Source organism: Wolbachia endosymbiont (group A) of Pipizella viduata, assembly GCF_964028555.1.
GTDB lineage: Bacteria > Pseudomonadota > Alphaproteobacteria > Rickettsiales > Anaplasmataceae > Wolbachia.
On record NZ_OZ034787.1, the window covers coordinates 287983 to 300070 of the forward strand.

At 36.4% G+C, this 12088-nt stretch carries 10 protein-coding genes and 1 riboswitch; of the genes, 8 read left to right on the forward strand and 2 right to left on the reverse strand.

The window, feature by feature from the left end; translation table 11 throughout:
• Position 1: 1 nt before the first annotated feature.
• The 6 genes from ABWU50_RS01385 to ABWU50_RS01410 all read left to right on the forward strand — a co-directional run bounded on the left by ABWU50_RS01385 (position 2) and on the right by ABWU50_RS01410 (position 7192).
• A complete protein-coding gene (locus ABWU50_RS01385; protein ID WP_264688468.1) occupies positions 2 to 847 on the forward strand; it encodes an SPFH domain-containing protein in 846 nt (281 codons plus the stop codon).
• 76 nt (positions 848 to 923) lie between these two features.
• A riboswitch (TPP riboswitch) is annotated at positions 924 to 1026 on the forward strand.
• Entirely contained in the window at positions 1015 to 1290 is a 276-nt protein-coding gene (locus tag ABWU50_RS01390; protein WP_353276029.1) for a SemiSWEET family sugar transporter, read from the forward strand. (Overlaps the previous riboswitch by 12 nt.)
• Positions 1271 to 1960, forward strand: coding sequence for a thiamine diphosphokinase (locus tag ABWU50_RS01395; RefSeq protein WP_353276030.1), 690 nt, complete (start codon positions 1271 to 1273; stop codon positions 1958 to 1960). Before ABWU50_RS01390 ends, ABWU50_RS01395 begins: the two co-directional genes overlap by 20 nt.
• 885 nt (positions 1961 to 2845) lie before the next feature.
• Entirely contained in the window at positions 2846 to 4249 is a 1404-nt protein-coding gene (locus ABWU50_RS01400; RefSeq protein ID WP_353276032.1) for a malonyl-CoA decarboxylase, read from the forward strand.
• Between the two features lie 79 nt (positions 4250 to 4328).
• Positions 4329 to 6125 (forward strand): translation elongation factor 4, encoded by a 1797-nt coding sequence (gene lepA, locus ABWU50_RS01405; RefSeq protein WP_353276034.1) that lies wholly within the window; start codon positions 4329 to 4331, stop codon positions 6123 to 6125.
• A gap of 710 nt (positions 6126 to 6835) precedes the next feature.
• Positions 6836 to 7192 (forward strand): TrbC/VirB2 family protein, encoded by a 357-nt coding sequence (locus tag ABWU50_RS01410; RefSeq protein ID WP_264731653.1) that lies wholly within the window; start codon positions 6836 to 6838, stop codon positions 7190 to 7192.
• Between the two features lie 2 nt (positions 7193 to 7194).
• Here the strand turns inward: ABWU50_RS01410 and ABWU50_RS01415 are convergent, their stop codons facing one another.
• Positions 7195 to 8193, reverse strand: a complete 999-nt coding sequence (locus tag ABWU50_RS01415) for a pyruvate dehydrogenase complex E1 component subunit beta (RefSeq protein ID WP_264731652.1) — start codon at positions 8191 to 8193, stop codon at positions 7195 to 7197.
• 308 nt (positions 8194 to 8501) lie between these two features.
• Positions 8502 to 8624, reverse strand: a complete 123-nt coding sequence (locus ABWU50_RS01420) for a hypothetical protein (RefSeq protein WP_264687946.1) — start codon at positions 8622 to 8624, stop codon at positions 8502 to 8504.
• A 292-nt stretch (positions 8625 to 8916) separates the two neighbouring features.
• On the opposite strand from ABWU50_RS01420, the gene topA reads away from it, so the two are divergent.
• Both topA and ABWU50_RS01430 read left to right on the forward strand, forming a co-directional pair.
• Entirely contained in the window at positions 8917 to 11367 is a 2451-nt protein-coding gene (topA, locus tag ABWU50_RS01425; RefSeq protein ID WP_353276035.1) for a type I DNA topoisomerase, read from the forward strand.
• A 249-nt stretch (positions 11368 to 11616) separates the two neighbouring features.
• Positions 11617 to 12018: a hypothetical protein gene (locus tag ABWU50_RS01430; protein WP_353276037.1), complete on the forward strand. Its 402-nt coding sequence runs from the start codon at positions 11617 to 11619 to the stop codon at positions 12016 to 12018.
• Positions 12019 to 12088: the final 70 nt, after the last annotated feature.

Here is a 12088-nt window from a genome sequence, read left to right on the forward strand (position 1 = left end):
TATGGATAAGAATACGATAAACGATAGAAATTTAAGTCAACTCCGGTTTTTTCCTGTACTAATAGCGCTAGGATTAATTTTATCGCTGCTTTTTTTTGCATATGACAGCACAATTGCGCTTGGAGTTGCTGCTGTTTCAATTTTGACTTTTCTTCAAGGATTTTTTATTAATGACCCTAATGAAGCAAGAGTGATAGAGTTTTTTGGTCATTATATTGGAACTTATTTTAAGTCTGGAATATGTGTAACGCTTCCCTTTTCAAGCAAATATATAGTTTCCCTAAAATTTCAAAATATCAACACAGAAAAAATAAAAGTGAATGATGCAAATGGAAGTCCAATAGAGATTTCTGCAGTAATTGTTTGGAGAGTAAACAGCCCTGCAAAGGCGTATTATAATGTTAACAACTATCACGAATTTGTTTTTGTACAAAGTGACTCAGTAATAAGAGAATTAGCAAGCAATTATCCGTATGATAGCGAAAGCGATGAGGAATCTTTACGTAAAAATTCTGATAAAATTTCAGATGAATTGCGGTCAATGTTACAACAAAGATTAGATATTGCAGGAATTGAGATTACAGAAGCAAGAATATCGCATTTGGCGTATTCGTCCGAGATTGCACAAGCAATGTTAAGGCGTCAACAAGCACATGCTATCACTTCGGCAAGAAGGCATATAGTGCAAAATGCAATAGGAATTGTCGAGGAAGTAATAGCTCATTTTGAAAAAAACAAAAGCTTACAATTAGATGGCAAGCAAAAGGTTCAATTGATAAATAATTTGTTGGTTGCCCTAATCTCTGAGCAAGATGCACAACCGACGATTAGTTTGGATAATAATTAGCATAGAAGCCGATTGGGTTTCATGAATGCAAGTCACTATTAATTTCTTGATTAATAGACTAAATGATGTTATAAATTACACGCATTAGGGGTGCTCTAGAAAAGCTGAGAGTACATAAAGTACAACCCTTTGAACCTGATATTGTTAAAGCAAGCGTAGGAAAATGTATGTATATAAATATTGAAGAATGCTTCGGCTTCATTGCGTTAATTGCATCTCTAATTGGATTATCACCTCAAGTATATAAAGCATATATCACTAAAGTTACTCGTGATATATCGATGCTAATGTTAGTAAACTATCTTATTTGTTCATTGTCTTGGATTGGCTATGGTCTTTACCAGAGCTCAATTTTTGTGGTGCTTAGCAATATTGCTGGATTAGTGATTAGCATAATATCAATTATTCAAAAATGTTACTACGATGCAAAACCTGCACCATGATCATGTGCTGCACTGCAGTACACAACAACAATATCGTTCTATTGTAGTGCTAAATGGAGAAATACCGAGCTCATCGTTTTTTAAACGAGATATACCTATTATTGCTGTAGATGGAGGAGCAAACAAGCTTCTATCAATTGGCGTAAAACCTGATCTTGTAGTAGGAGATTTGGATAGCGTAAATCCGGATTTACGTGCTAATTTGAATACGATATATCTACCTGATCAAGATTATTGCGACTTTTCTAAAGCAATGGCTCACTTAAAAACAGTAAAGTTATTGCCATCAATAGTAACGGGTATTACTGGAGGAGCAATTGATCAAATACTACAGAATATTAACATTTTTCTAAGTACGGGCAGTATCTTTTACACACCTTCACCTCCCATGGTAGGTTACATCCTACAAAAAAGTATTACCCATTTTTCTTTGCCGAAAGATACTAAAATATCTTTACTTGGTATACCGAGAGCTCAAATATCAACCAAAGGATTAAAATGGGAACTGCATCTTAGCAACCTTGCTTTTCCAGGAAAGAATTCTTGCTTTAATCGAAGTTTAGGCAATAAGTTATCTATAGAAGTACACAGTGGTATATGTTTGGCGATGGTTTATTTAGAAGCAGTAGATGATGCTGCAAGACATCATGTGCGTCAAGTTAAGAAGTAAATAGACTTCTTGCATAACCCAAACTAAGTAGAAAAAAGGTATCATCCAAGTAGCTGACACTGGTTCCTTTATGACGTGTCATTCCAGTGTCAGCTACTTGAATGACAGCAGTCCTACGTCATACCGCCGCGGTATCTCTAGATCCCGCTAACAAGCAGCGGGATGACGAATTGCTTAACCGTCATACCGCCGCGAACCGTCATTCCGCCGCAGACCGTCATACCGCGATTCATTCGCGGTATCTCATCCGCTAACACGTAGCGGGATACTTGACCTTTACAGGGATGACGGTTGTCGTTCAGCTACAAATATTAAGAAATTTACCAAACGAAAAAAAAGGCAAAAGAAGCCCCGAGTAGCGAGTTTTGACTCTATATTACTGTAAGTGGCGCTGTAATAATGTGCTAACGCTTAAAATAAGCGCGATTTGGCTGAATGTAGAAAAAATAAAAAAGACATGCAGCCGCTATAATTTTATGTAATCCGCCAAAAAATACCCTAAGTTTTTTACTGAATTTTGTCATTGAGCCTGCAGGTCAAAAACAAGTTTTGAGTCATGAATACCCTTATTTTCATAATAAGGGGGCTGGCGGAGTTTGTCAAGGAAGTTTTTTGTTTCTACTGAATGACAGTTGTGGCTTGGGAGGTAGTGCAAGAAGTCTATTGTATTACTGAATTATTAATAATTCAGTAATAGTGCCTGCTATGTAGCTAAAATTTTCCTTTAACTTAAGCTATATGTAGCTAAAATAACTTGGGTTTACCGACGATTTGACAAACGACAAATTCGTCATCACGCTGCTTGTTAGCGGGATCTAGAGATACCGCGGCGGTATGACGTAGGGAAACCTGACTTGCATTAGCCATGTATAATAAAGGAAATCTATGACAAAAGAATCATTGGTAAAAACTGATATAGTGAAAGTTGAAGACAAAAAAGCGGTAAGAAGCTTTTTTAAAATACTAGGTGAAGTGGCAGATGCTGTAAGATCGTGGATTGGTAACATCGGTCCTGATTTAAGCAACAGTCGCGATATCGATAGTTTAGTCTTGAAGATGAACGAGTGCTTAAATCCAAAGGGAGGGGAGGTTTCAGCACGTAAGAATGCTGTATCTCTTGGTAATTTGTACTTAAGCTTATCAGAGAAAGGTAAAATAAAATTTCTGCAAACCCTGGCAGAAAAATTTAGTCTACATAAAGAAGAAATAGATGAGAAAATAAAAGAGTACAAGGAAAATCAAGATCCCGAGTTAAACTATAAATTTGAACAGGATTTAATAAAAATTCTTGAATCACCGCGTTCTAAAATATTGAAGCAATTTATTTCTCTACCAGAAGGCCTCAAGTTTATTGTTGATATGCGTTCTGATGTGCTTAAGCTAAAGAACCAATATAGAAGCTTGAATCCACTAGAGAATGAATTAAAAAATATACTCTATACTTGGGTTGATGTTGATCTACTCGATCTTCGTCAAATCACCTGGGATTCACCTGCATCATTGCTAGAAAAACTTATAAAATATGAAGCTGTGCATAAAATTTCCTCTTGGGATGACTTAAAAAACAGACTAGATTCTGATCGTCTCTGTTTTGCTTTCTTTCATTACAAAATACCAAACGAACCTCTAATTTTTGTAGAGGTTGCATTGGTGAATAATATTGCAGATAGCATTCAACACCTTTTAGATGAATCAGTACCTTCAAGTGATCCAAGTAGTGCAAGCACTGCTATATTCTACTCAATATCAAATACTCAAGCAGGGTTATCTGGAATCAGCCTTGGTAATTTTTTGATCAAAAGGGTTGTAGAAAAGCTATCGCAAGAGTTTAAAAGTATAAAAACATACGCAACTCTTTCTCCAATACCTGGCTTTACGAAATGGCTAAAAAACAATCTAAATCAAGATGTCACTTTATTGGGCAAACTAAATATAAAACAATCTAGTGCAGAAATTTTAGAAAGTGCAGAGCAATTAAAAACTAACGTTGAATGTACAAATGAAACTAAACAATGCATGCTTAAACTGTGTACATATTATTTACTAAAAGTGAATAATAGTAATGGAAATGCTTATGATCCGGTGGCACATTTTCATTTAAGCAATGGCGCATCAATAAAACAATTAAACTGGATGGCGGATACTTCTGAAAAGGGTATTAGTCAGTCGGCTGGAATGATGGTGAATTATCTGTATGAGTTGCCTAAAATAGATAACAATCATGAAAACTATATGGTTAATAAAGTGATTTCCTGCTCGAAAAAAGTGTCGTCTATGTTGAAGGAGTAAATAGTCTCTTAATAAATAATTGCCCTCACAACACTTAAAATGTAAAATAGTTTTACTAATTAAGTATAGTAGGCCATAAATGAACAACATAAGGAATTTTGCAATAATAGCGCATATAGACCACGGTAAGTCAACGCTTGCTGACCGTTTAATAGAGAAATGTAACGGCCTTGAAGCAAGAGAAATGATCAATCAAATACTCGATTCAATGGATATAGAGCGTGAACGTGGCATTACAATTAAAGCACAGACGGTAAAACTCAATTATACGGCAAACGACGGTAATCAATATTGCCTAAATCTCATGGACACCCCAGGTCATGTTGACTTTTCGTATGAAGTAAGTCGAAGTTTAGCAGCGTGTGAAGGCTCACTTTTAGTGGTAGATAGCAGTCAAGGTGTTGAAGCTCAGACTCTTGCAAATGTATACAAGGCAATTGACAACAATCATGAAATAATAGTTGTACTCAATAAAGTTGATCTCCCTGCTGCAGATCCAGAAAAGGTAAAACTCCAGGTTGAGGAAGTAATTGGCATTGACGCAAGTGAGTCAGTTTTAATATCAGCCAAGACTGGTCTTGGAATAAGGGATGTATTAGAAGCTATAGTGACAAAACTTCCAGCTCCTCAAGGTGATGTGAATGCTCCACTACAGGCAATTTTAGTTGATAGTTGGTATGACACTTATTTGGGAGTAGTAATTTTAGTACGAATTAAAAATGGAGTGCTAAAAAAGGGTATGAAGATTGTTATGATGTCTAATAACTCTACATACCAATTGGACAATATCGGTATTTTTACTCCTAAAAAAGTAATGACAGGTGAACTCTCAGCAGGTGAAGTTGGTTTTATCACTGCTTCAATGAAGGAAGTTGCAGACTGTAGAGTGGGAGACACTATTACTGAAGAGAAAAGACCGTGCAGCGAGGCATTGCCTGGTTTTAAAGAAGTGCACCCTGTGGTATTTTGTAGTATTTTTCCTAATAAAACGGACGACTTTAAATATTTAAGAGAAGCACTGGAAAAATTACATTTGAATGATGCAAGTTTTACTTTTGAAGCAGAAACTTCAAATGCGCTAGGCTATGGATTTCGTTGTGGTTTTTTGGGAATGTTGCATCTTGAAGTTATTCAAGAAAGGCTCGAGAGAGAATTTGATTTAGATCTAACAGCAACTGCACCGAGTGTTATATATAAGGTTACAACGCAAGGTGGTGAAGTTCTGAGCATTCATAATCCTAGTGACATGCCAGATCCAACAAAGATTGAAATGGTAGAAGAGCCGTGGATTACTGCAACTATAATGGTCCCTGACCAATATTTAGGTGAGATTCTATCATTATGTGAAGAGAGGAGGGGAGAACAGGAAGATTTATCTTACATTGGTAACACAACAACAGCATTGTTAAGATATAAGTTACCACTGTCTGAAGTTGTTTTTGACTTTTATGATCGATTAAAATCAATTTCCAAGGGGTATGCAAGTTTGGATTGGGAAATTTCCAGCTATCTGGTAAGCCAAATAGATAAATTAAGCTTTTTAATTAATGGAGAGCCCGTAGATGCACTGGCTTGTATCGCTCACAAAAGCAGAGCAGAAAAAAGGGGGCGTGAAATATGCGCACGCTTGAAGGATCTAATACCACGTCAGCAATATAAAATCGCGATTCAAGCGGCAGTGGGCGGGAAAATTATTGCCAGAGAAACGATTAATCCATATAGAAAAGATGTAACAGCTAAACTCTATGGTGGAGATGTAACGCGAAGAATGAAACTACTTGAAAAGCAAAAGAAGGGTAAAAAAAGGTTACATTCTATAGGGAACGTAAATATTCCACAGAATGCTTTTATTCAAGCTTTGAAGATAAGTGATTGATCTTAAAAGACTTCTTGTATAGTTTTTGGCAACAACCGTTAGAAACGAAAAAACTTCCTTGACAAACTCCGCCAGCCCCCTTATCATGACATTAAGGGTATTTCTGACTCAAAACTTGTTTTTGATCTGCGCAGGTTCAATGACAAAATTCAGTAAAAAACTTAGGGTATTTTTTGGCGGATTACATAAAATTATAGCGGCTGCATGTCTTTTTTATTTTTTCTACATTCAGCCAAATCGCGCTTATTTTAAGCGTTAGCACATTATTACAGCGCCACTTACAGTAATATAGAGTCAAAACTCACACCACGGGGCTTCTTTTGCCTTTTTTTCGTTTGGTAAATTTCTTAATGTTTGTAGCTAAAGCAATTTAAGAGACCGAAAATGGTGTCATTCCAGCGCGTGACGCTGGAATCTAGTCTTTATTATGCAGCCACTTATTTAAAGTTAAGTTTCCTGGATCCAAGTAGTCAAGCTACTCGGATGACATCTTTTTTCTTGGTACAATTACTCTTATATCTCAATGTTCGTACAGTTATGTGTCAGCTACTTTCATGACATCGTTGTAACGTTGTACCATATTACAATGTTCGTGCAGTTGTGTGTCAACTACTTTTGTGGCACCGTTTGTTATTCAATCTTTATGCTAGCTTTACTAAAAATTATAGTATTTTAGGTATAATTGCAATATCTAAATTTAAGGTATAGGGATGAACCCTAGGAAAGTTTTTAATATTCTTTTTATAGTATTATTTATTTCTTTTTCTCATGTTGGGAGTGCTGCCGCTGACACTAATGCTGATACAACTGCTCAAGTAATATGTAATATTATTGGCTACGTTTGGGGAATAGGCGGACCGCTTATGACCGTAGTGATAATAGGTGCAGCTTTGCTTGCGATATTTGGTAGGATGCCATGGCCAGCTCTTTTTGCACTCGGTATATTTTGTGCTGTATTTTTCGGTGCTAAAACTATTGTGACAAAAGTAATGGGTGGTATAGGCAGCACTGGAAATACTTCCTTGATGGACCAATGTGGAACAGGAGACACAAAAAAGAACCAATAGGGTTATTTTTTTCTAAAGCAGACCTGATGCACGGCTTCAACTATATCTTCCACTTGCGGTAATGCTTTTTTTTCTAGGTTTGCAGCGTAAGGTAAGGGGATGTCCTTGCCAGTTACGCGCATAACTGGAGCATCAAGGTAGTCAAATCCTTGTTCCATAACAACGGCTGACAGCTCTGCTCCTATTCCTGCAAATGGCCATCCTTCTTCTACACTAACTAACCTATTAGTCTTCTGAATAGAGTTAATAACAGTTTGAGTGTCAAGTGGTCTTAAGGTTCTGAGGTCAATAACTTCAGCTTCTATACCTTCACCTGAAAGTAAATCTGCTGCGTTTAAAGCATCCATTAATTTCAGTGAGAAAGCAGTGATAGTTACATCCTTTCCTTCCCGTATAACAGCAGCCTTGCCTATCTCAAGTAGATAATCTTTATTTGACAGCTCAGAGTCAGAAAGTTCATGTTCATGTCCGTAAGCTATTTCGTTTTCTAGAAATATTACCGGACTCAGGTCACGAATTGCAGCTTTAAGCAGACCTCTGCAATCGGAGGCAAAGTAAGGTGCTATCACTTTTAATCCCGGTATATGCGAATACCAAGATGCAAAGCATTGAGAGTGTTGTGCAGCAACTCTTGCTGCAGCACCATTTGGCCCACGAAATACTATGGGGCATCCAAGTTGTCCACCTGACATATAATTTGTTTTTGCTGCAGAATTCACGATTTGGTCGATAGCCTGCATAGAAAAATTAAAAGTCATAAATTCGACAATTGGCTTTAATCCAGCGAATGCTGCTCCAACAGCAAGGCCAGCAAATCCATGTTCGGTAATAGGCGTATCAACCACTCTATTTTCTCCAAACTCTTTCAGTAATCCTTTTGTTACTTTATAGGCACCATCATACTCTGCAACTTCTTCACCGATGATCAACACGTCAGGGTCGTTTTGCATTTCTTCTCTGATCGCTGTGCATAAAGCTTCTCTTACACTTAAGGTTGCCATTTATAAACTTTTATAGACTTTAACTAAAGTAACTATATCAGAATTACTAGGAAGCGTACAAATTAAGTTTTACAAACTGACCTTACTCAGATGATATGAATAAGTATTGCTTGGTTGAAAGCAAGAGAAGATAATAACTTCTCAGAGTGGATAGGTGGCAGGTTGGTACTTCTTTGAGGCACTTTCTGCTCTTACATGGAGTGTAGGAAGAAGACCTCGTGATCCAGATTCTGCCACCGGTGAGGCTCAGTCACCTTTTGATAGCCTGAAGATGGCTTTATGTTTCCTGTTTCTTTTTTCCTTTTCCTCTATAAATATATTGTTTTTATATTCAGTTTAAATATTTCACTAATTCTTTTTATCGTCATTGTTTTTTCATCAACTGCTTTGAGAACTCGTTCTCTGAGGTCTTCACTATATGGGCTTGGCATTTTTCATCTCTTTAATATGCCATTATAACCTATTCTATCCTTCAGGTAAACCTTTCTTGGGTTAGCTATAGCAGTGGGAATAGCAGTTGGAGCTTGTTGTCTGGTTGCTGCTGCAATCATATACTATTGTAATAGACCTTCAAATTCACTTGAAAATAGCAAGGTCCAAGGGTTTTCTGGAAACCATGAACAACCTACTCTGTAAAATTCACAAGACCTATTAAAATATTTTTTTACTTTTCATCGTATATTTCTCAACATATTATCTTTAAATACTAAAATAATTAACAACATGGCATTATTAATAGTTGAATCACCTGCGAAAGCAAAGACAATAGGCAAATATTTAAGTAAAGAGTTCAAAGTAGCTGCATCCTTTGGACATGTGAGGGATCTTCCAGCAAAAAACGGTTCTGTCGATCCGGATAATGATTTTGCTATAAAGTATGAAACCATTGAAAAAGCAGAAAAGTATATAAAAGAGTTAGTAAAAGCAGCGAGTAAAGCATCAGATATATATCTTGCAACAGACCCAGACAGAGAAGGGGAAGCAATGGCTTGGCATGTGATAGAGACATTAAAAGAAAAGAAAGCAATCAGTAATGAAAACAACATTTATAGAGTAGTCTTTAATGAGATAACAAAGAGAGCAGTTCAAGAAGCAATAAAGAATCCACGTGAAATTAATATGGACTTAGTGCGCGCACAGCAAACACGCAGAGCTTTGGATTATCTAGTTGGATTTAGCTTGTCACCGCTGCTGTGGACAAAATTGTCGGGAAGCAAATCTGCGGGGCGAGTTCAATCTGTTGCATTAAAGCTTATATGCGAACGAGAAGATGAAATCAGTAAGTTTATAACACAGGAGTATTGGAGCATAAAGGCAGAAATGCAAAATAGCAAAGATGAGGCTTTTTTTGCTATGCTGAGTTACTATGACAATAAGAAGCTAGAAAAATTTGATATTAAAAATGAAGAAGAAGCAAAGAACTTAGTCAGGGAGATTGAATCAAGGCAATATGCTGTAAGCACAGTAGAACGCAAGCAAGTTAAGAGAAATCCGCTTCCTCCATTTATTACCTCTACTCTACAGCAAGATGCAGTGAATAAGCTGTATTTTAATGTGAAAAATGTTATGCGCATAGCGCAAAATTTATATGAAGGTATCGATATTGGTGGTGAAACTGTAGGGTTGATAACTTACATGCGTACAGATGGGTTTCATATTGCAGATGAGGCTATAAACTCAATTAGAGGGTCAATTAAGTCGTTATATGGTGATAAATATTTACCACAGTCTCCTCGTAAATATGTAAAAAAGGTCAAAAATGCTCAAGAAGCACATGAAGCAATTCGTCCAACTGATATCAATAGAACGCCGGGTAGTATTAAGGATTACTTAACGCCAGAGCAATTTAAATTGTACGATTTAATCTGGAAAAGAACCATTGCAAGTCAAATGGAATCGGCGATTCTTGATCAAGTGGTAGTTGAAATTAGTTCTACTGATCAGAAAGTGATTCTGCGAGCAAGTGGATCAAGTATATTCTTTGATGGTTTTTATAAAGTCTATCAAGATAACATGGAAGCCGAAAATGAAGGCCTGCTACCTGCCATGAAGGAAGGGGAAGCGTGTAAGCTGATTTCAGTTGAGCCAAAACAGCATTTCACTCAACCGCCACCTCGTTATAGTGAAGCAAGTATCGTTAAAAAAATGGAGGAAATCGGTATAGGCCGTCCATCAACTTATGCGACAATTATTTCGGTATTGCAGGATCGTGAGTATGTTACACTGGATAATAAAAGATTTATTCCAAGCAGTCGTGGTAAGATCGTTACCATATTTTTAGAAACTTTTTTTCAGCGTTGTGTAGAGTATGATTTCACAGCACAAATGGAAGAAAAGCTTGATTTAATCTCAAATGGACATGCAGATTGGAAAAAAGAATTGAGCCACTTTTGGGTGCCATTTTTTTGTCATGTAAATTCTGTCAAGCAAATGACACATGATGAAGTTTTCAGCGGCATTCACGATTTGGTAGTTAATTGGTTTTGTTCAGAGGAAGGAAAAGAAGAAATAGGTAAGAAATGCCCTGCTTGCTCTGATGGTATATTAAAATTGAACTTTGGGCGAGCAGGAGTGTTCCTTGGATGCTCTAACTATCCTGAATGCAACCATACAAAAGAAATTACAGGTAGTAATGACAATTTAGAATATCCAAAAAGTTTAGGTGTAGATGATATAACAGGCCAAGAGGTAGTAATTAAAAAAGGTCCTTTTGGGCTTTACCTTGAGTTTAATAGTGAGTCCAAAAAGAAAAAAACAGTTTCCATACCAAAGGATCTAAATGTTAATGATATTGATCTGAATACCGCTACTCAGTTACTTTCCTTGCCAAAAGTAATCGGAGAACACCCTGAGACCGGAAAGGAAATAAAAATAGGCCTTGGACGATTTGGGTACTATATTTTTTATGATGGTAGATATTTTTCTCTTAAAAAAAGCTCTAAAGAGGTGCTGAATACAGAATTGAGCGAAGCTGTACAAATTATTGCAAACAGTCCACGCAAAGAGTTAAAATCTCTCGGGGTTAATGAAAAAGGAAAAGAAATCTTTATCTGCAAAGGCAGGTACGGGTTCTATATAAAATGCGATAGAACAAACGTTGCTTTGGGTAAGAATGCAGATATTGAAAGCATAGATTTGAAGAAGGCTTTAGAGTTGATTAAGAATAAAAAGTAGACTTTTGTTGAAATATTAGGTAAAATTGAAATATATTTGACAATGCTTAGGAAGAATGGCAATAGAATTTAATAGATATATCCGAGGTAAAACTTTAGATTTACATGAGTTGGATAACGTAGATACAACCGAGTTATGAGACTTTATTAAACAAAAAATGGAGATCAAAGTGCTTAATCTTGGTAGGAACAGTATTAACGATGAATATGAAGAAGAATTACTAGAACGAGGTATTGTAATAATAGAAGATTGCATGAAGAAGAGTTAGCCAATGATTTAAAAGATGATTTAAAAAATAGTTTGGGAAGTTATTTAGAAAGTGGTTTAAAAGATGATTTAGAGAATGATTTAGAAAGATGCAATACTAGCAATAAAAGTGGAAATGTAAATCAGGTATCAAACTCGCAAGAAAAACTTAAAAGTAGTGGCAAACACTATAAGTATTATGGCAAAGCAGTTGGTTTAGTTATTGGTTTAGTTGCAGCATATTGTTTAGGAGCTGCTGCTTTAACTCCTGTTGGCGTCTCTGTTGAAGTGTTTATTGCATCTGCTGTGGTTGGCGCGTTACTCGGAGCTGGGGTGGGTTATGCTGTGAATACATATCTTGAAAACACTGAAGTTAAAAATATGCAACCTCACAAGAGTTATTGAAGATCTGTATTAAATACTAGCACAGGGGCTTTCTTCTATAGCTAACACAAGACTATTTCAAGACCTCGTC